Raw genomic sequence first — 20,368 nt, forward strand, 5'->3', positions numbered from 1 at the left:
ATCGGTGGTGATTTTGAGCGTGACGAAGTTGCGGTCGGGGCTGCAGACGATGACCTCCGCGCTGTCGATCTTCACGGTGTGCCCTCCTGTTGTGGTACGCCGGATGATTGCGTGGATGGTGCGTTCCGCCGCACGGCCGTCGACGAGGGGCGGTTCGTCGCGGTGCGGCGGCCGTACTGCTCGCCCCGGACGGATACGTCGACGGCCCTGGGCGACCGGGCGGTGCGGGCGTTCGGGGACGCCGGTGCCGGTGCGGGCAGGTTGTCGAGGACCGCCGTGACGATCTCCGCTGGCGGCCGGGTCGCGTCCACCGTGAGGCCCGCTTCGGCCTCAAGTGGTTCGAGGGCTTCGAACTGGGACGTGACCAGTGACGCGGGCATGAAGTGGTCGACGCGTCCGGCCACCCGTCGGGCGGCTGACGCCTGGTCGATCACCAGGTGCAGGAACCAGGTCCGGGAGTCGGCCTGGCGTAGGACGTCGCGGTAACGACGCTTGAGCGCCGAGCAGGACACCACGAGTCCGTGCTCCGTGCCGGTGGCGATCCGGGCGCCGATGGCGGCCAGCCAGGGTCGCCGGTCGTCGTCGGTGAGCGGTGTCCCGCGGGCCATCTTCTCCCGATTCGCGGGCGGGTGGAACGCGTCGGCTTCGGCGTAGGGGACGCCGAGCCGTTCGGCCAGCAGCTTGCCGACGGTGGTCTTACCGCAGCCCGCGACGCCCATGACGACGATCGGAACCGTGGGGTGTGCCATCTACGTCCTGCCTCGCCGGGTGATGGCCGTGATCGCTTCCACGAAGGGTTCCGCGTCCGTCGCCCGCAGTCCGTTCAGGTCGAGTGCGCGGATGGCGCGCTCCAGCGCGTGCAGGAGGTCAGGATTGGACAGGTGCCCGTCCTGGAACTCCGCGAGGATCGCGCGCGAGAACGCCTCCGCCGCGTGCGGTAGCCCCTGTTCGACGGCGTACGCGAGCCCGTAGTGAAACCACAGCGCCGCCTCTTCCGGCCGGTTGGGAAACGGCCGTCTCGCGCCCGGTACGGCATCGAACGCCCGCCGTACATTGTCGCCGTCGTGCTCGGGCTGGTCGGGGTAGAGCCTCGGCGCGCCCTCCCACTCCTTCACGATCCTGAACTCCAGCGCTTTCGTCACCTGGTCGGTGAGCGCGCTGAACATCTCGTTCTGAGATCCTTTCAGGAGGGCCTGATGGAACTCGGCGTCGACCCTGCGGTACTTCGCGCGGCATCGTTCGCCCCTCTCCGCGGTGTCTTCGAACTCTTCGTTCATACCGAGGGCCTTGAGCTCCAACGCGAGGCTGACCAGGTCGCGACACACCTCTGCCGAGGCGCGCTGGGCGGCGAGGAACGCGGCCCGCGGTTCGACGGCTTCCCGCAGTTCGGTCAGTGAACGCATCTGGAACCGCGGTGCGATCTCCAGCCGCCACAGGATCACGTCCGAATCGAAGACGTCCCACCGCTCCACCGACTGGACCGTCGCCCCCACCCGGGCCTTGAGGGTGACCAGTCCCTTGTGGCCGAGCACCTGCAGCACTTCCCGGGCCAGGGCTCGGCTGCCATTGATCTCCTGCATCACCGCGTCCAGGCGCAGGACGTCACCGGGCCGGTATCCCCGCTGTCCGGACACGATCCGGGATCCCAGGAGCGCCACGGCGGCAGCACGCGCGGGGCCCGCCGACTGGCCGGCCTCTGTCAACTCGTCAGGACCTTCATCCACGTTGGCCATGGCGTGAATCTAATCCTCGGGCCGCAAAAGTCACTCATAGCGGCGTCAAATTGGCGCTAACTGCAGACGCAGCAGCCCGTTAAAGTCGTCTTTCAGCGGCATTCTGGGACTCGCAGCGTCTTGAACTGCAGAAACTTCATGCCGGGCGACGCTCGAGGTTCATTGCGCACCCTCGTCAGGCTGCACTACCCTGACCGTGCGCCATGGCCGATAGAGCGCAAGAGTCCAAACAAAATGGACAGAGATTCACGGTCGAACCTGGCTGACCCCCCGTGGACCCCTGTCGAGTGCCAGGCTGAGGCCTGTACCGGCAGTCCCTGAGCCACCTCAGCCTCTCCCGCAGCTTCCATTCATCACAGGCCGATGTCGGCGGTGGAACGTGGCGCCGCCACTCCAACCGGGAGAACGCCATGAACCCGCTCATGCACCTGACCCCGATGGGGCCGCAGTCCCGCGCATCAGTCGCTCACGCGTTCCTTTCCGTCTTCATGCTCGGAGTGTTCCAGACCGTATTTGACCACTTAGGACTGTTGCCGGCGTTGTTGGCGACCACCGCCATGGGTGGGGTGGCCGCCATCCTGTTTCGTTGGCTCCTGTCGGAGGACGCCCCTCGACCACCAGCGGCGTGAGGCGGCGGGACACCGGATGATCGACCCGGCATCCGTGGCGCGTCGACTGCCGGCGCGCCACGGATGGCGAGGTCGCGGTCGGCCGGTCGTCACCAGGGGACGGCGGCGGCGCCACGACCGGCGGCCGGTCGTCGCAGGTGATCGTGTTCTTCATCTTCCACGCGGCGAGCCGGAGACCGGTGACGCCCCCATGTGGATGTCCTCGAAGCCGAAACGGGACCCGGCGCGTAGTCCGCTGCCCTCCCGGGTCGGTTGACGCGACGAGGCGGCCCGACACGGTGTTGCCGTGTGCCGCCGTAGATGGCTATGCCGTTGGCGAGCCCGGCCTGCCGCCCCGCAGATCCGCCGCCACGCGGGAAGCCGGGACGGCTCCGCGTCGAGCCGGGACGGCGCCGCTGCTCATCGTCCTGTACTTACAGCAGGCGATAAGGAAGTGGACAACGATAGATTTAAATATTGCAAGGAAGTGTCAAGAGAGTTACGGTCCTGGTACCCGCACGCCCCACCGGTCCCGGCTGTCGGGTCCTCTCCGCACCCCGGGGAACTCGGCGGCCCACCGGGTCTCCGTCACGCCGTACCACCGCACCTTCGCCGCCCGCGCCCCGGACCCACGGCGTGAGCGTCCGCACGCGGGGCACGCGGCCGATACCCCGTCGGCTCTACGGAAGTGAGCACGCGATGTTCCGGTTCATCAGATCTGCCAGACGAGGCACCCGCATCAGCGTCATGGCCGGCTGCGGCGTCCTGATCGCCGCCGGCGTCACCGTCGCGGCCGCCAATCCGGCGGCGGCCGCGACCGGCGGTGCCGGCGCGTCGCTGCCCTACGTCGAGGTGCAGGCCGAGGACTCGGCCACGAACGGCACGGTCATCGGCCCGAGCGCCGCCTATGGCACCCTGCCGGCCGAGGCGTCCTACCGCAAGGCCGTGACACTGCAGGGCACCGGCAAGTACGTCGAGTTCACCACGCCGGTCGCGACGAACTCCATCGTCTTCCGCTACAGCATCCCCGACACGTCCAACGGCTCGGTCTACACGGCACCGCTGTCGCTGTACATCGGCGGGGCCAAGCAGCCCGACGTCACGCTGACCAACGCGTACAGCTGGTACTACGGCAGCTACCCGTTCACCAACTCGCCCGGCAGCAACCCGCACCACTTCTACGACGAGGCGCACCGGCTGTTCGCCACGACGTACCCGGCGGGGACCACGTTCCGGTTGCAGGTCGACGCCGAGGACACCGCGGGGTCGTACACCATCGACTTCGCCGACTTCGAGAACGTGTCCGCGGCGCTGCCGCAGCCGGTGGGATCGATCTCGGTGGTCAGCAAGGGCGCCGACCCGACCGGAGCCGCCGACTCGACCGCGGCGTTCAACGCCGCGATCCAGGCCGCCGGCGCCGGTGGCACGGTCTGGATCCCCGAGGGTACGTTCCGGATTCCGGGTCACATCGCGGTGAACAACGTGACGATCCGGGGTGCCGGCATGTGGCGCTCGACGGTCACCGGCGCCGCGCCCGGCTTCTACGGCAACGACGCGCCCAACCCGAGTACCAACGTGCGCCTCGCCGACTTCGCGATCTTCGGTGACGTGCAGGAGCGCAACGACGGCGCGCAGGTCAACGGCGTCGGCGGTGCGATGAGCAACTCCACGGTCAGCCGGCTGTGGATCGAGCACGACAAGGTCGGCGCCTGGATGGACGGGCCGATGGACCGGCTCGTGTTCGACGGCATGCGCATCCGCGACGTCACCGCCGACGGCATCAACTTCCACAAGGGCGTGACGAACTCCAAGGTCACCAACAGCGACCTGCGCAACCTCGGAGACGACGGCCTGGCGACCTGGTCCGAACAGGTGGCCGACGGGAACGACTCGTTCAACCACAACACCGTGCAGTACCCGATCCTCGCCAACGGCATTGCCGTCTACGGCGGCCACGACAACACCGTCGCGGACAACCGGGTGATCGACGCGGGGCTGACGCAGGGCGGCGGGATCCACGTCGCCCAACGCTTCAACTCGACCCCGCTGGGCCGTACCGACGTGCTGCGCAACACCCTCATCCGGGACGGCAGCCTCGACCCCAACTGGAACTTCGGCGTCGGCGCGCTGTGGTTCGACGCCCGGGACGCCGCGATGGGCGGCCTGACGAACGTCGACAACATCGTCATCCAGCAGAGCCCGTTCGAGGCGATCCAGTTCGTCTCGGGCTCCAGCATCACCAACGTGAAGATCAACAATGCCGCGATCCGGAACACCGGCACGTACGTCGTCCAGGAGCAGGTCGGTGGCTCGGCGACCATCTCCAACAGCACCGCCACCGGCACCCAGGCCCCCGCACCGGTCTACAACTGCGGCGTCGGCTTCACGCTGACCGACGGCGGCGGCAACTCCGGCGTCACCGGGCCAAGTGCCTGCCAGAACATCGCCAACCCGGCGTTCCCGCCGTACCTGCCCGACCCCACTTCCGGCATCTCGGTCAGTCCGACCGCGCTCGACTTCGGCGCCGTCGCCACCGGCGCGACCAGCGCCGCGCAGGCCGTCACCGTCGCCAACACCGGCAGCGCCGCGGCTTCCGTCGGCTCGATCGCCGCGACCGGTGACTTCGGCCAGACCAACGACTGTGGAAGCAGTATCGCCGCCGGGGCGTCGTGCACCGTCAGCGCCACGTTCAGGCCGACCGCCACCGGTTCGCGGACCGGCAACCTCACCGTCATCGCCGCGGGCGCCACGAACGCGGTCGCGCTCTCCGGTAGCGGTGTCGAGCCAGGACCGATCCTCGACACGAACCCGTCGAGCCTCACGTTCCCGGGTACCGTCGTGGACCAGTCCGCGGCTGCCCAGAGGGTGACCGTGTCCAACACCGGGACCACGGCGGCGACCGTCTCCGGCGTGACGACGAGCGGCGACTTCAGCCAGACCAACAACTGCGCCACCGTCGCCGTCGGCGGATCCTGCACCGTGACGGTCACGTTCACCCCCAAGGCGTCGGGTACCCGTACCGGTGCGGTGACCATCGCCAGCAACGCCACCAACAACCCGTCGACGATCAGCCTGTCCGGCGCCGGCATCGGCGCCGACACCGACCTCGCGTCCGGTCGCGCGGTCACCGCAAGCAGCCAGGTGAACGGGGCGCAGTCCCCGGCGCTGGCCACCGACGGTGACGCCAACACGTACTGGGAGAGCGCCAACAACGCCTTCCCGCAGTGGCTCCAGGTGGATCTGGGGGCCTCCTACCAGATCGGCCGGATCACGCTCAAGCTCCCGCCGTCCACCGCGTGGGGCGCCCGGACCCAGACCCTGTCCGTGTCGACCAGCACCGACGGGTCGACCTTCGGCGCGGCCGTGCCATCGGCCGGTTATCCGTTCGACCCGTCGACCGGCAACACCGCGTCGATCACGGTGCCTGCGACGAACGCCCGGTACGTGCGGCTCACCTTCACGGCGAACACCGGCTGGCCGGCCGGCCAGGTGGCGGAGTTCGAGGTGTACCCGAGCGGTGGCGGCGGTGGCGGGACCAGCGTCAACCTTGCGGCGGGCAGGCCCACCGGCGAGTCCGGGCACACCCAGGACTACGTGTCCGGCAACGTCACCGACGGCGACCAGAACACGTACTGGGAGAGTACGAACAACGCGTTCCCGCAGTGGGTGCAGGTCGACCTCGGCTCGGCCCGGAGCGCCGGCAAAGTGGTGCTTCAGTTGCCGGCCTCCTGGGAGGCCCGCGACCAGACCCTGGCATTGCTGGCCAGCACCGATGGCAGCGCCTGGACGACCGTCAAGGCCTCGGCCACGTACACGTTCGGCCCCGCCACGCACAACACAGTGACCATCACGTTCCCTGCGACGACCCAGCGGTACTTCCGGGCTGCCTTCACCGGCAACACCGGTTGGCCCGCCGGTCAGTGCGCCAGCTTCGAGGTCTGGAGCGGCTGACCGGTAGCGGGGGAGAGGTACCCACCGGGAGGGCGACGGCGCGCCGCGTGGCCGCCCTCCCGGGTCGGGAACCGATCGCCGCCGTCAAGAGCCTGCAAAATTTGCATTGACGTGTACTACGCTTGCACGCGTGACGCGCCGACTCACTGAGGTTGCGAAGTACGTCGGGGTGAGCGAGGCCACCGTGAGCCGGGTGCTCAACGGCAAGCCCGGCATCTCGGACGCGACGCGGACCGCCGTGCTCACCGCGCTCGACGTGCTCGGCTACGAGCGCCCCTCCAAGCTGCGCGGCGAGCACGCGCGCCTGGTCGGGCTGGTGCTGCCGGAGCTGCAGAACCCCATCTTCCCGGCCTTCGCCGAGGTGGTCGCCGGTGCGCTGGCCAAGCGGGGGTTCACACCGGTGCTGTGCACCCGGACCATCGACGGGGTGTCCGAAGCCGACTATGTGGACATGCTGCTGGACCGGCACGTGTCCGGCCTCATCTTCTGCGGCGGGCTGTTCGCCCAGGCCCGCGCGCCGCACGACCACTACCTGCGGTTGCGCGAGCGTGGCCTGCCGGTGGTCCTGGTCAACGCCGCCATCGACGATCTCGGCTTCGCCTGCGTGGCGACCGACGACAGGCACGCGGTCGAGCAGGCGTACAGCTACCTGACCTCGCTGGGCCACGAGCGGATCGGCCTGGTGCTGGGCCCCGAGGACCACGTGCCGTCCCGGCGCAAGCTGGCCGCCTTCACCGAGGCGGTGGGGGACGGCGTGGATCTGGTGCAGCACGCGATGTTCTCGATGGAGGGCGGCCGGGCCGCCGCCACCCAGCTGGTCAAACGGGGCATCACGGCCATCATCTGCGCCAGCGACATCCTCGCGCTGGGCGCGCTGCGCGCGGTGCGCCGGCTGGGCCTCGAGGTGCCCGGCGACGTCTCCGTCATCGGTTACGACGACTCGGTGTTCATGGCCTGCACCGATCCGCCGCTGTCGACGGTCCGGCAGCCGATCGAGGCGATGGGCCACGCCGCGGTCACGTTGCTGACCAGTCAGATCGCCGGCAACCCGGTGGCGGGCGAGGAGATGCTGTTCGAGCCCGAGCTGGTGGTACGGGCCTCCACGGCGCCGGTCCGCGCCGGGGCCGGCCGGGCGCAGCCGGTGCGCCGCCCGGCCCGCCGTCGCGCCGCTGTGGCGGAGGTCGGGGAGACGGCCTGAACGTCGGTGTCCGACCTGCCGATCGGCCACTGGTCGCACCCGGAGCGCTCGAACAGGTTCAGCTCGGCGCCAGCCGCTTCGTGAACGCCTGCTGGCTCTTCAGCTCGCGGTAGCAGCACGGTCAACGTCCACGGATGACGGCTTGTTGTCGCATCTTTGCGACGCCTTGGTTAGATCTTGCGTTCTTCTATCAAGCATCGGTACCGTGAAACCCACCTTCGACGCGGCGACCTGGTTCGCCGGCACCACGCACCGAATGAGATCCCGTCGGGCGACGTCAGGTCCTACCGCGACCGCCCGTGGCAATGCACCAGCATTCGTTGATCGTTGCTGAGCATCCGCTCAGGGGAGGGTTCGTCGATGCAAAGAACTGATCTCCGCAGGTTGGCCGCGGCGGCAACGGTAGCGGTCATCGGACTGTCGGGCGCAGCCGCCTGCTCCGGCGACAAGAGCGGCAGTGACGGCGGCAGCGGCGCGGACGGGTCCGCGCCGCTCGACAGGAACGCCAAGGTCACCATCACCATCGACTGTGAGCCGCCGACGACGAAGCCGGTGCAGCGCAAGGAGTGGACAGACGACATCGCGGCGTTCAACAAGATCTACCCGAATGTCACGATCAAGAGCAGGGACGCGTCCCCCTGCGAGCAGCCGGCCGCATATGCCGCGCAGCTCAAGGCGGGCACCGAGCCGGACCTCTTCTACTCGTACTTCACCGATCTGGGCACCGCCCTCGACGCCGGCCAGGTCACCGACATCACCAAGTACGTGACCCCGGAGACGGTACCGGCGTGGCACGACATCGACCCGTCGGTGCTGCACACGTTCTCCGACGGCGGCGCGCTGCGCGGCCTGCCGCGCAACAACTACAAGATGGGCCTGATCTACAACCGCAAGCTCTTCCAGCAGGCCGGCCTCGACCCCGACAAACCGCCGACCACGTGGGACGAGGTCGCGGCGGACGCCCGGAAGATCTCGGCGCTCGGCAACGGGATCAACGGCTACGGCGAGTACAGCGCCGCGAACACCGGCGGATGGCACTTCACCGCGGAGCTGTACGGGCTCGGCGGCACGATGGTGTCCGCCGGCGGCACGAGGGCCGCGTTCAACGACGCGACCGGCAAGCAGGTCCTGCAGAACCTCTACACCATGCGATGGGTCGACCAGACGACGGGCGCGACCCAGGGCTTCAAATGGCCGGATCTGATGACCAACATGGTGACCGGCAAGGAAGGCATGTACGTCGGAGCGCCCGACGACATCACCTACATGGTCGAGACGTTGAAGGGCAACTACGCCGACTACGGCATGGGTCCCATGCCCGGTGGCAAGGGCACGCTGCTCGGCGGCGACGGCTACCTCTTCAAGAAGGGCCTCACCCCGGACCAGATCAAGGCCGGCATCGCCTGGCTCAACTTCGAGCTCCTGACGCCGGGAAAGGGCCAGTTCGACTGGGCCCGGAAGAAGGCGGACGGGCTGCCGGTCGGGCTGCCCGAGCCGTTCCTCTTCACCGGCGCCAGTGCGGAGCAGGACAGCCGGAACAAGGCGGCGAGCGCCACCATCCCGCTGGCCAACTACAAGGAGTACGTGGGCACCCAGGTACCCGGCCGGGTGGAGCCGCCGCACGCGCAGGAGATCTACAAGGTGCTCGACACTGCCGTGTCCGCGGTGCTCACCGACCGGAACTCCAATATCGATCACCTGCTGAAGACAGCGGAGTCACAGGTCAACCAGGTGCTCGCCAACTCGTGACAGGAGAACCCGATGGCGGCCCTCACCGTTTCGCCCCGTACCGCGGAGCCGCGCACCCCGTCGACCGGGCCCCGCACGCGCGGCCGGGGCGGGCGGCGAATCCGGGACAACCTGACCGCGCACGGATTCCTCCTCGGCGCGGTCGTCTGCTTTGCACTGTTCTCGTGGTACCCGATGGTGCGCGAGTTCGTCATGACCTTCCAGCGCACCCGCCGCGGGCGCACTACCTGGGTCGGCTGGCACAACTTCATCCAGGTGTCCCACGACCCGGCGTTCTGGCAGGCGTGGCGCAACACGGTCGAGTTCACCCTGCTGGCGCTGGTGTTCGGGTTCGCGCTGCCGTTCGGGGTCGCGATCGTACTCAACGAGATCCGCCACGCCCGGGCATACCTGCGCATCCTGGTCTACCTGCCGGTGATGCTCCCGCCGGTCGCGTCGGTGCTGCTGTTCAAGTACTTCTTCAACCCGGACTCCGGGCTGTTCAACGCCGTTCTCCGCGTCCTGCACCTGCCGACGTCGCAGTGGCTCAACTCGGCGGCCACCGCGATGCCCTCGGTGGTGATCGCGGCGACCTGGATGAACATGGGCAGCGCCGTGCTCATCTACCTCGCCTCGCTGCAGAACATCCCGGGTGAGCTGTACGAGGCGGCCGAACTGGACGGCGCGCGACTGCTGCGACGCGTCTGGCACGTGACCATCCCGCAGACCCGGCTGATCCTGTCGCTCATGCTGCTGCTGCAGATCGTCGCCACCATGCAGGTGTTCACCGAGACGTTCCTGCTCACCGGCGGCGACGGGCCGAAGGGCTCGACGACCACCGTCGTGTACCTCATCTACAACTACGCGTTCAACTTCAACAACTACGGCGGCGCCGCCGCCCTCAGCGTCGTCATGCTGCTCGTGCTCACCGGGTTCTCCGCGCTCTACGTGCGGTTGTCCCGCGAGGGCGGTTAGAAGGAGGCCAGCGATGCCCGCGTCCGAACCGGCGACCCGTACCCTCATCTCCCCGGCCCAGCTCAACCGTCCGCGAGGGCGTGCGGTGTACTGGACGGTCTTCACCGTCGTGGTGTGCGTGTTCACCCTGGTGTTCCTCGGTCCGCTCTACTGGATGGTCACCGGCGGCCTCAAATCGACGCAGGAGATCATCCAGAACCCGCCGACGCTGTTCCCGCGACACCCCGAGCCCGGGACGTACGTCGCCGCCTGGCGACACCTCGACATGACCCGGCTGCTGCTCAACAGCGTGTACTACGCGTTCGGCGCGCTGCTGTTCCAGCTGGTGTTCGACGTGGCCGCGGCGTACGCGCTGTCCCACCTGCGCCCGGTGTTCGGCAGGGCGATCCTCGGCCTGATGCTGGCGACCCTGATGATTCCCGCGGCCGTTCTGATCGTGCCGCAGTACCTGACCGTCGTCGACCTGCCCATCGTCCACATCGGCCTGATAAACACGCCGTGGGCGATCTGGCTGCCGACCGTCGCCAATGCGTTCAACATCTTTCTGCTCAAACGGTTCTTCGACTCGATCCCGGCGGACCTGCTCGCCGCCGCGGCTGTCGACGGCGCCACGCCCGCGCAGGCGTTGCGGCTGGTCGTCCTGCCGATGTCCCGGCCGATCCTCGGTGTCGTGTCCATCTTCGCGGTCGTGAACGTCTGGAAGGACTTTCTCTGGCCGTTCCTGGTCGAGCCGGACCCGACCAGGCAGCCGGTCAACATCGGCATCAACTCGCTGGCACTGAACGTGTCCCAGAACGAGATCATCGCTGGGCTCACGATCGCCTCGGTCCCGACGATCATCCTGTTCCTGATCTTCCAGCGGAACATCATGGCGGGCCTCACCGCTGGTGGCCTCAAGGGTTGACATCCTCCCGATCTTGGACACTTGCGGGGCCTATGGCCCTCCCAACTGTCCAAGATCTCCCGGGAGACGATAGGAGAGACGTGACCGACGAGTGGTGGCGCACCGCCGCGATCTACCAGGTGTACCCGCGCAGCTTCGCCGACGGTGACGGCGACGGCGTGGGCGACCTGGCCGGGATCGCCGCCCGACTGCCGTACCTGAGCGCGTTGGGGGTGGACGCGGTCTGGTTCAGCCCGTGGTACCCATCGCCGATGGCCGACGCCGGCTACGACGTCACCGACTACCGCGACATCGACCCCGCTTTCGGCACCCTCGCCGGGGCCGAGGAGCTGATCGCCCGGGCGCACGCGCTCGACCTGCGCGTCATCGTGGACATGGTGCCCAACCACTGCTCCGACCAGCATCCCTGGTTCCGGGAGGCGGTCGCGGCCGGCCCCGGGTCGGCGGCCCGGGAGCTGTTCTGGTTCCGCGACGGACGCGGCCCGGACGGGGAGCTGCCACCGAACAACTGGCAGTCCATCTTCGGCGGCCCGGCGTGGACCCGGGTAGCGGACGCCCCGTCCGGGCCGCAACGCGAAGCCGCGCGGCCCAGACGCGGCGTAGGCCAGTGGTACCTGCACCTGTTCGCGCCCGAACAGCCGGACGTCAACTGGGCCAACCCGAAGGTACGCGAGGAGTTCGAGGACATCCTGCGGTTCTGGTTCGACCGCGGGGTGGACGGGGTGCGCATCGACTCGGCGTCCGTCCTGGCCAAAGATCCTCAGTTGGCCGACTTCGACCCCGCGGCGCCCCCGTCGCCGCACCCCTACTCCGACCGGGACGAGGTGCACGACATCTACCGGTCGTGGCGGGCGGTCGCCGACAGCTACCCGCGGCAGCGCGCCCTGATCGGAGAGGTCTGGCTGCCCGATCCGGCGCGGTTCGCCCGGTACCTGAGCCCGGGCGAGCTGCACACCGCGTTCAACTTCGACTTCCTCGGCTGCGCCTGGGACGGCGAGGCGCTCCGGCGGTGCATCGACGCGACGCTGGCCACGCACGCGCCCGTCGACGCGCCCGCGACCTGGGTACTGGCCAACCACGACGTGACCCGCACGGTCACCCGGTACGGCCGGGCGGACACGACGTTCGACCACGTCACCCGGCGGTTGCGCCACGGCAGCCCAAGCGACCTGACGCTCGGTACCCGCCGCGCCCGCGCCGCCGCGCTGCTCAGCCTCGCCCTGCCCGGGTCGGTCTACCTCTACCAGGGCGAGGAGCTGGGCCTGTGGGAGGTCGAAGACGTCCCCGACGAGCTGCGCCAGGACCCCATCTTCCGGCGTACCGGAGGCGCCGACCGCGGGCGCGACGGGTGCCGGGTACCGCTGCCGTGGTCGGGGAGCAACCCGCCGTTCGGGTTCAGCCCGGACGGCGCCACCGGCCGGCCCTGGCTGCCGCAGCCGGACGCCTGGCGCGATCTCACCGCGCAGCGCCAGGACGGCGCGTCCGGCTCGATGCTGGAGCTGTACCGGGCCGCGCTGCGGCTGCGCCGGCAGCTTCCCGGCCCCGGCGACGGCGAGCTGCGCTGGCTCGACTCCTCGCCGGAGGCACTGGCGTTCGCCTGCGGCGACGCCTTCGCCTGTGTGGTGAACCTGTCCGACGAGGTACTGCGGCTTCCACGGCACCGGGCGGTCCTGCTGGCGAGCGGGGAGCTCGACGGTGACCGGTTGCCGAGCGACACCACCGTCTGGCTGCGGCTGCCGTAGCGCGCGTACCGCCCGGTGCCGGCTGCGCTCACCGCGCGCGGCAACCGGACCCGCATGTGGTCGCCTGCCAGGCCACATCGGCGGGGCGGCGGGAACGTCTGCCCCTACGGACGATGGCAATGCACGCTCCGCCGAGTGGTACGGCGGTGAGCAGCATGGTCGTCACATCGTCGAGCCGGCCGTGGTCGATGAGCAGCAGGCCGGTGACGAACCCGATGACCATGTTGTTGCCGGAGTGCGCCAGCGCGGCGACCCACACGGTGCCGCTGCGCAGGTACAGCCAGGTGAGGGCCACCTGTTGCAGTACGAACGAACCGGTCCACACCACGAGCCCGGGCAGCGGGTGTCGGAACTCGATGTACCCCAGGAACGCCAGCGGATAGTGCCACACGGCCCACAGGAGACCGACCACCACGGCGGCGGTGAGGGGCCGGTCCCGGTAGAGGTGTGAGCGCAGGTATCCGGTCCAGCCGAACTCCTCGCCCCAGTAGGCGGGCGTGAGGATCAGCGTGACAATCGGCAGCGCGACGGGAAGGCTGCCCAGCGGTGCCAGGTCGACCTGCCACAGGCCCAGTGCCGCGGCGACGGCCAACGTGGCCACGGTGATGGCGATCGGACCGAGCCAGGCCGCCAGGTACCAGCGCCAGGTCGCCCGCAACCGGAGCGCCAGCCCGGCGTCCTTGAACCCCTCGCGGGTTATCCATCGGCGTACCACGATTGCGGCGACCGCGGGGGAGAAGGCGGTCGGCAGCTGCGCCAGCGGATTGACCAGCGACCAGCCGAACCCGAGGTGTTCGATGAACCACCACGGCCAACTGCTCAAGAAGGTGATCAGGAGGAAGGCGATGACTCCGCGTCGGTGTGACATGCCGACAGCAGACCGGGCGCACCGTCCGTCGGTCACTACGGCTGGATGCGTTCCCGGGGTATGTCTGGCCCTACCTCAGCGGTAGTCGCAGCCGGATGTCGGGCGAAGGCCGCCGCGGATAGCGTCATGACCGTGAATGTCCAGACACCCTTGCAGGCGCTGCGGCGGCGCGGGTTGCTGCGCAGCCGCTGGCCGTGGCGATCGGCCGCCTACCTGCTGACCACTCTGCCGGTCATCGCCGTGGCCGGCCCGTTGTTCGCCGTGCTCGGGCTGCCCTGGTTGTACCTCATGGCACGGCACGACCAGGACCGACCGTCGATCGGTACCGTCGCCCTGCTGGTCGTTCTCGGCGCGGTGTTCGTCGGCGGGCTCGGTCCGGTCGTTGCCGTACCGCTCGGCGTGCTGGAGCGCGCCCGGCTCAGGATGGTCGACGACCGGGCCGCCGGGTCCGGGCACCGGCGGCCCGGTCCACTGTCGTGGCTGCGCGTGCGCTACCCGGAAGAGGCGACCTGGCGCGCGCTGGCGTACGCGTTGCTGCTCGTCACCCTGGTCCCGGCCATGCTCGGGCTGCTCGCGGCGACCCTGCTGATGATCGCGGTGCTGATCGCCGGTCCGTGGCTGGTGGGCGGTGGCGGCGAACCGGTGCAACTCGGCCTGGTGAGCGTCGGCGATCCGGTGGCTGCCCGCTGGTGGGCCGTGGTGGGCGTGGTGTTGGTGCCGGCCGTGCCGTACCTGGTGACCTTCGTTGCCGGCGCCCACGCCGCCCTGGCCAGGGCGTTGCTGGACGGGCACACCGACGGCCGGCTCCGGGCCGAACTGGTTGAGGTGACCCGGTCCCGGGCGCGGCTGGTCGACACCTTCGCGGCCGAGCGCCGTCGGATCGAACGCGACCTGCATGACGGCGCACAGCAGCGGCTGGTCAGCCTCAGCCTGCAGCTCGGACTGGCCCGGCTCGACGTGCCGCCCGACTCGGCGGCCGCGGTCACCATCGCCACCGCGCACGAACAGGCCAAGCAGCTCATGGACGAGCTTCGCGAGCTGATTCACGGCATCTACCCGCAGGTCCTCGGTGATGTCGGGCTGCCGACGGCGCTGCAGGAGCTGGCCGATCGCTCACCCGTACCGGTCACCGTCGACGCTGACCTACCGGCACGTCCAGCGGCGCCCGCCGAGGTCGCCGCGTACTTCATGGTCGCCGAAGCCCTCACCAACGCCGCCAAGCACAGTGGCGCCACCCAGGTCGCGGTCGTCGTCCGGCAGCAGCGTGACACGCTGACGGTGGAGGTCAGCGACAACGGACGTGGCGGTGCGGATCCGTCGCGCGGCACCGGCCTCACCGGACTCGCCGATCGGGTTGCGGCCGGCGGCGGTCGGATGCTGCTGTCCAGCCCGGCGGCCGGGCCGACCGTGCTGCGGCTGGAGCTGCCATGCGGGTAGTTCTCGCCGAGGACGGGGTCCTGTTACGGGAGGGCCTGATCGGGCTGCTGGCCCGGTTCGGCTTCGAGGTCGTGGCAGCGGTCGGGGACGGCGACGCGCTCGTGGCGGCCGTCGCCGAACACGACCCCGACCTGGTGATAACCGATATCCGTATGCCGCCCCGATTCAGTGACGAAGGGCTGCGCGCCGCCGTGCGGCTGCGTGCCGAGCGGCCGGAGCTGCCGGTGGTGGCGCTCAGCCAGTATGTACAGCAGCGGTACGCCGCCGAACTGCTCGACTCCGGCAACGGGCGGCACGTCGGCTACCTGCTCAAAGACCGGGTGGTCGACGTCGCCGCGTTCGCCGAGGCGCTGCGGCAGGTCGTTGCCGGCGGGACCGTCGTCGACCCGCAGGTGGTGCGGCAGCTGGTGCGCCGCCGCGTCGACCCGCTCGCCCGGCTGTCGCCCCGGGAACGCGATGTGCTCGCCCTCATCGCGGAAGGGCACTCCAACATGGCGATTGCCCGGCGGCTCAACGTGTCGGACGCCGCCGTCGGCAAGCATGTGGGAAACATCCTCGCCAAGCTCGACCTGCCCCCGACCGACGACGTCAACCGCCGGGTCCTGGCCGTGCTCACCTATCTGCGTGGCGGTCAGGACGCCCCGGACGGGTGACCCACGTGCCGTCTCACCCGTGCGGGGCGTCCTGCCGCGTCGTCACGCCGGCTTGGCGGCCAGGAGCGCCGCCGCGGCCGCGCGCGCGGTGCGAGCCGGATCCGGAGATCCGGTGATCGCCGCGGTGGTGGTGGCGCCTTCGAGCAGGAGCAGCAGTTGGTCGGCGATCTCGGTGGAGTCGGCCCGGGGCGGGTCGTCGGCGAGCTCGACGAGGTACCGGCGGACCAGGGCTTTGTGCTCACGGACAGCGTCGGCGACCGGGCCGGAGCCGGCGCCGAGCTCGCCGAAGGCGTTGGCGAAAGCGCACCCCCGGAAGTCCGGTTCGCGAAACCACTCCGCCAGCCAGTCGAACACGGAAAGGAGCCGCCCACGCCGGTCGGCGCCGTGCTCGACGGCCCGCTCGCTGACGTAGCGAGCCAGGCTTGCGCGCCAGCGTTCGTCGCGGCGGCGCAGATAGGCGGCCACGAGGTGCTGCTTGGAGGGGAAGAGCCGGTAGAGCCGGGCGAGTGAGACACCGGCGGTGTCGCGCACCTCGTCCATCCCGACGGACTGGATGCCGCGGGCGTAGTACAGCTGCTCGGCGGCGTCCAGCAGCCGTCGCGACGCTTCCTCGTGATCCACGTCATCTCCGATTTCCCTGACCAGAACGACCGTTCTAGGATACCGGAAGAGGCGCAGAACGACCGTTCTGCATTGCGCGGTGACGACGAGGAGAACGCGATGACCGGGAGACCACCCTTTCCGCCGTTTGATGAGCAGACCGCCCTGCAGAAGGTGCAGGCGGCGGAGGACGCGTGGAACACCCGTGATCCCAGGCGGGTGTCGTTGGCCTACACCGAGGACTCGGTGTGGCGTAACCGCGACCGGTTCATCACCGGCCGGGAGGCGATCGTGGCGTTCCTGACCGAGAAGTGGGAGCGCGAGTTGGACTACGCGTTACGCAAGGAGCTGTGGGCCTTCCGCGGCAACCGGATCGCGGTGCGTTTCCAGTACGAGTGTCGCGACCGGTCGGGCCAGTGGTGGCGCAGTTACGGCAACGAGCTGTGGGAGTTCGCCGAGAACGGACTGATGTCCCGACGCGAAGCCAGCATCAACGACGTGGCGATTGCCGAGAGTGATCGTCGCATCTTCGGTCCACGGCCCGACTCCGAGCGGGAGGTCCTGCTGCCCGTCCGGTAAGAGCTACGAGCCGGTGGTCGGCACGTGGCGACGCAGCGCCCGGCCGGCCGGACCGGCGTTGCGGGCGAGCTGGTCGCTGATGCGCCGGTGCTGCTCGGGGTGGTGGTGTCCGCGCAGGGCGTGCAGGCCGAGCCCGGCGACGACGAGGGCGAGCCCGATCAGCGTCTGCCACCAGCCGATGAACACGAGCTGGACCAGCGCGGCGAGCAGACCGAGCGCGGGCAGCACCGGGCCGAGCGGGAGCCGGATCCCGCCAGCGTCGCGGTCCCGCTGGGCGCGGAACGCGGCGGCGTTGACCAGGACCATCGCCACGATCGCGGCGACGTTGCCCAGCGCCACGATGACCTGGATCCCGCCGGTGAGTAGCAGCACGATCGACACGACCGCGCCGACGAGGACGCTGACGACGGGGTGGCCGTGCCACAGCCGGCCCGCCACGGTGGGTACCTGTCGTTGCGCGGCCAGCCGGACCATGATCTCTGATGACCCGAGGACGTTGGCGTTGGCCGCCGACAGCGTCGACACCAGCGCCCCGATCGGGATGAGCACACCGCCCCAGGCGCCGATGAGGTGCCGGGCGGCGATGCCCACGCTCGCCTCGTCGTAGCTGGTGATCTGGCCGGTGAGCAGGGCGAGCACGACGCCGACGTAGATGACGGCCACGATGCCCATGCTGATCAGGATCGCCAGCGGCACGGTGCGTTGCGGCCGGTCGACGTCGCCGGCCATGTTGGTCACCACGTTGAAGCCGAGGTAGGCGATGAAGAGCAGGCCGCTGGTGGCCACCACCGACATGGCGCCGTGCGGGGCGAACGGGGTGATGTGCGCGCGCCCGATGTGGACGAACGCGAACACGATCAGCAGCAGCAGGATCGCCACCTTGACCGCGACCAGGGCGGTCTCGGCCCGCCCGATGGCGCTGGCGGGACCGAGGTTGAGCAGCGCCACCACGACGACCGCCGCGATGGCCAGCAGCAGCGGCGGCGCGGCCGACCAGAAGAAGTCGTGCAGGTAGCTGCCGAACGCGTTGAGCACGAACGCCACCCCGATGACGCCGCCGAGGTAGAACGCCCACGAGGTGAGGAACCCGAACCGGCGGCCCAGTGCGGTCGACACGTACGCGTAGCCGGAGCCGCCCGGCGGGGCCAGGCTCGCCACCACCGCGAACGACAGCGCCGACAGCAGCACCAGCACCCCGGCCAGCACGAACGAGATCATCGCGGCCGGTCCCGCCCGGCCCACCGCCAGCCCGGACAGCACGAACACCCCGGCGCCCACCATGGTGCCCACCGCGAACGCCACGCAGGACACCAGACCGATCGAGCCCCGCGCCGCCGTCGTCGCGGGACGGTTCACCGTCGTCGTACCAGCCACCGGGCACCTCCTCGTCGCCAGGCATCGGTTACCCCGAATGCAGACCCGAAACCTGCGATGTTGAGCCGAGGCCGAGACGTCCGCGAACCGGTAGCCGTCGGTCGACGGGTTGACCCTCAGGGGACCGGGTAGGTGAGGGCCGTGGAGTATCGCTCGCTCGGCCGATGCGGCCTTCAGGTATCCGTCCTCACGATGGGCACGATGACCTTCGGTGGCAAGGGCGACTTCGCCAAGGTCGGCTCGACCGATGTCGACGAGGCGCGCCGGCAGATCGGCATGTGCCTGGACGCCGGGATCAACCTCGTCGACACCGCCGACGTCTATTCCGAGGGCGCCTCGGAGGAGATCCTCGGCGAAGTGCTCAGCGGCCGTCGCGACGACGTACTGCTCGCGACCAAGGTCCGTTTCCCGGTGGGGCCCGGACCCAACGACGCCGGCCTTTCCCGGCACCATGTCGTCCGGGGCTGTGAGGCCAGCCTGCGCCGGTTGCGGACCGACCACATCGACCTGTACCAGCTGCACGAGTGGGACGGGCTGACCCCGCTCGAAGAGACCCTCGAAGCGTTGGACCTGCTGGTACGCGCCGGCAAGGTGCGCTACGTCGGCGTGTCCAACTTCGCCGGCTGGCAACTCATGAAGGCGCTCGGCACCGCCGAGCGTACCGGCCTGCCGCAGTTCGTCAGCGAGCAGATCTACTACTCGCTGCAGGCCCGAGACGCCGAGTACGAGCTGGTGCCGGCCGCCGTCGACCAGGGGCTCGGCGTGCTCGTGTGGAGCCCGCTCGCCGGTGGGCTGCTGTCGGGCAAGTACCGCCGGGACCGCCAGGCGCCGGAGGGCTCCCGCCAGCTCACCGACTGGGACGAGCCTCCCGTCTACGACCGGGACAAGCTCTACGACACCGTCGAGGTGCTGGTCTCGATCGGTGAGTCGCGGGGCGGCTCGGCGGCGCAGGTGGCGCTCGCGTGGCTGCTGGGCCGACCGGCCGTGACGTCGGTGATCGTGGGCGCGCGGACCAGCGCGCAGCTCGCCGACAACCTGGCCGCCGCCGACCTGCGGCTCGACGACGACGAGCGGCGCCGGCTCGACGAGGTGAGCGCGCCACCGCTGCTGTACCCGTACTGGCATCAGGCCAAGACGGCCCGCGACCGGCTCTCCCCGGCGGATCTGACGTTGCTCGGCCCGCACCTGGCGTAGGGATCGACCGGGCCGCGCGCTCGCTGGCATGATGCTGGCGTGGCTCTGATCGAATGCGACTTCTTCTCGGAAGTTCTCGAGGTGAGCACCTCGATGACCGTGTTGCTGCCGCAGCGGGCCCGCAGTCAGATCGGCGTGACCGGGGTCGCCGGCGAGGTGGGCCAGGTACCCGTTCTGTACCTTCTCCACGGGCTGTCCGACGACCACACCGCATGGCAGCGTTGGACCTCCATCGAGCGGTACGCCGCCGCGCGGGGGCTGGCTGTGGTCATGCCTGCGGTGCATCGCAGCTTCTACGCCGACGAGGTACATGGCCACCGGTACTGGACGTTTCTCGCCCAGGAGTTGCCGCACCTGGTCTCCTCGTTCTTTCGGGTCTCCGACCGGCGGGAAGACACGTTCGTGGCGGGACTGTCGATGGGCGGCTACGGCGCACTGAAATGGGCGCTCCGGGAACCGTCCCGGTTCGCTGCGGTGGCGAGCATGTCGGGCGCGCTCGACGTCGTAGCCATGGCCCGCCGCCCCGAGCGCGGTGAGCTGTGCGACCGGGTCTTCGGAGGTGTCCCGGGGCCGGACAACGACCTTTTCGCGCTGCTGGGCTCGGCCGACGCGGACACGCTGCCGCCCATGTACATCAGCTGCGGTACCGAGGACGTGCTCCTCGACAGCAACCGGGCCTTCGTCGAGGCCGCCCAGAAGGCGGGCGCGCGTGTGACGGTCGACTTCCGACCCGGCGAACACGAGTGGGGTTTCTGGGACGCCGAGATCCAGAAGATTCTCGCGTGGCTTCCCGGTACACCGTCCTGAACCTGTGCGGTCAGCTC

General features: G+C 69.6%; 17 protein-coding genes. 12 read left to right on the plus strand and 5 right to left on the minus strand.

The window, feature by feature from the left end:
* Positions 1–71: 71 nt before the first annotated feature.
* Both HC031_RS31170 and HC031_RS31175 read right to left on the minus strand, forming a co-directional pair.
* Positions 72–749, minus strand: a complete 678-nt coding sequence (locus HC031_RS31170; protein ID WP_167929046.1) for a gluconokinase — start codon at positions 747–749, stop codon at positions 72–74.
* The gene (locus tag HC031_RS31175) at positions 750–1,733 is read right to left on the minus strand and encodes a FadR/GntR family transcriptional regulator (protein ID WP_167929047.1); all 984 of its coding nucleotides are present in this window, start codon (positions 1,731–1,733) and stop codon (positions 750–752) included.
* A gap of 410 nt (positions 1,734–2,143) precedes the next feature.
* Here HC031_RS31175 and HC031_RS31180 point away from each other — a divergent pair, with 410 nt between their 5' ends.
* From HC031_RS31180 to HC031_RS31210, 7 genes are all read left to right on the plus strand, one after another.
* Positions 2,144–2,362 carry a hypothetical protein gene (locus HC031_RS31180; protein WP_167929048.1) on the plus strand — a complete coding sequence of 73 codons (219 nt, stop codon included), beginning with the start codon at positions 2,144–2,146 and terminating at the stop codon, positions 2,360–2,362.
* A 678-nt stretch (positions 2,363–3,040) separates the two neighbouring features.
* A complete protein-coding gene (locus tag HC031_RS31185; RefSeq protein WP_240943263.1) occupies positions 3,041–6,292 on the plus strand; it encodes a discoidin domain-containing protein in 3,252 nt (1,083 codons plus the stop codon).
* A gap of 130 nt (positions 6,293–6,422) precedes the next feature.
* Positions 6,423–7,490 (plus strand): substrate-binding domain-containing protein, encoded by a 1,068-nt coding sequence (locus HC031_RS31190; protein ID WP_167929049.1) that lies wholly within the window; start codon positions 6,423–6,425, stop codon positions 7,488–7,490.
* Positions 7,491–7,850: 360 nt separating this feature from the next.
* On the plus strand, positions 7,851–9,239 hold the full coding sequence (locus HC031_RS31195) for an ABC transporter substrate-binding protein (RefSeq protein WP_167929050.1): 1,389 nt from the start codon (positions 7,851–7,853) through the stop codon (positions 9,237–9,239).
* 12 nt (positions 9,240–9,251) lie between these two features.
* Positions 9,252–10,193, plus strand: coding sequence for a carbohydrate ABC transporter permease (locus tag HC031_RS31200; protein ID WP_167929051.1), 942 nt, complete (start codon positions 9,252–9,254; stop codon positions 10,191–10,193).
* A 13-nt stretch (positions 10,194–10,206) separates the two neighbouring features.
* Positions 10,207–11,097 (plus strand): carbohydrate ABC transporter permease, encoded by an 891-nt coding sequence (locus HC031_RS31205; protein ID WP_167929052.1) that lies wholly within the window; start codon positions 10,207–10,209, stop codon positions 11,095–11,097.
* A gap of 32 nt (positions 11,098–11,129) precedes the next feature.
* Positions 11,130–12,839, plus strand: coding sequence for a glycoside hydrolase family 13 protein (locus HC031_RS31210; protein WP_167929053.1), 1,710 nt, complete (start codon positions 11,130–11,132; stop codon positions 12,837–12,839).
* Between the two features lie 28 nt (positions 12,840–12,867).
* Here the strand turns inward: HC031_RS31210 and HC031_RS31215 are convergent, their stop codons facing one another.
* Positions 12,868–13,707, minus strand: coding sequence for a CPBP family intramembrane glutamic endopeptidase (locus HC031_RS31215; RefSeq protein WP_167929054.1), 840 nt, complete (start codon positions 13,705–13,707; stop codon positions 12,868–12,870).
* A 132-nt stretch (positions 13,708–13,839) separates the two neighbouring features.
* On the opposite strand from HC031_RS31215, the gene HC031_RS31220 reads away from it, so the two are divergent.
* Positions 13,840–15,144: a sensor histidine kinase gene (locus HC031_RS31220; protein WP_338090925.1), complete on the plus strand. Its 1,305-nt coding sequence runs from the start codon at positions 13,840–13,842 to the stop codon at positions 15,142–15,144.
* Positions 15,135–15,797, plus strand: a complete 663-nt coding sequence (locus HC031_RS31225) for a response regulator (protein WP_167929056.1) — start codon at positions 15,135–15,137, stop codon at positions 15,795–15,797. The genes HC031_RS31220 and HC031_RS31225 overlap by 10 nt, the downstream gene beginning before the upstream one ends.
* A 42-nt stretch (positions 15,798–15,839) precedes the next feature.
* Here HC031_RS31225 and HC031_RS31230 read toward each other — a convergent pair whose 3' ends face one another.
* On the minus strand, positions 15,840–16,418 hold the full coding sequence (locus HC031_RS31230) for a TetR family transcriptional regulator (RefSeq protein ID WP_167929057.1): 579 nt from the start codon (positions 16,416–16,418) through the stop codon (positions 15,840–15,842).
* Positions 16,419–16,517: 99 nt separating this feature from the next.
* Between HC031_RS31230 and HC031_RS31235 the strand changes: the two genes are divergently transcribed.
* Positions 16,518–16,976: a nuclear transport factor 2 family protein gene (locus HC031_RS31235; protein ID WP_167929058.1), complete on the plus strand. Its 459-nt coding sequence runs from the start codon at positions 16,518–16,520 to the stop codon at positions 16,974–16,976.
* A gap of 3 nt (positions 16,977–16,979) precedes the next feature.
* Here HC031_RS31235 and HC031_RS31240 read toward each other — a convergent pair whose 3' ends face one another.
* Positions 16,980–18,350, minus strand: coding sequence for an amino acid permease (locus tag HC031_RS31240; protein WP_167929059.1), 1,371 nt, complete (start codon positions 18,348–18,350; stop codon positions 16,980–16,982).
* A gap of 192 nt (positions 18,351–18,542) precedes the next feature.
* Here HC031_RS31240 and HC031_RS31245 point away from each other — a divergent pair, with 192 nt between their 5' ends.
* Positions 18,543–19,544, plus strand: a complete 1,002-nt coding sequence (locus HC031_RS31245; protein WP_205863479.1) for an aldo/keto reductase — start codon at positions 18,543–18,545, stop codon at positions 19,542–19,544.
* 39 nt (positions 19,545–19,583) lie between these two features.
* Positions 19,584–20,351, plus strand: a complete 768-nt coding sequence (locus HC031_RS31250; RefSeq protein WP_167929061.1) for an alpha/beta hydrolase-fold protein — start codon at positions 19,584–19,586, stop codon at positions 20,349–20,351.
* The last annotated feature ends 17 nt before the right edge of the window (positions 20,352–20,368 follow it).

Origin of the sequence: Planosporangium thailandense (genome assembly GCF_011947195.1) — a bacterium.
In the GTDB taxonomy this organism is placed as follows: domain Bacteria; phylum Actinomycetota; class Actinomycetes; order Mycobacteriales; family Micromonosporaceae; genus Planosporangium; species Planosporangium thailandense.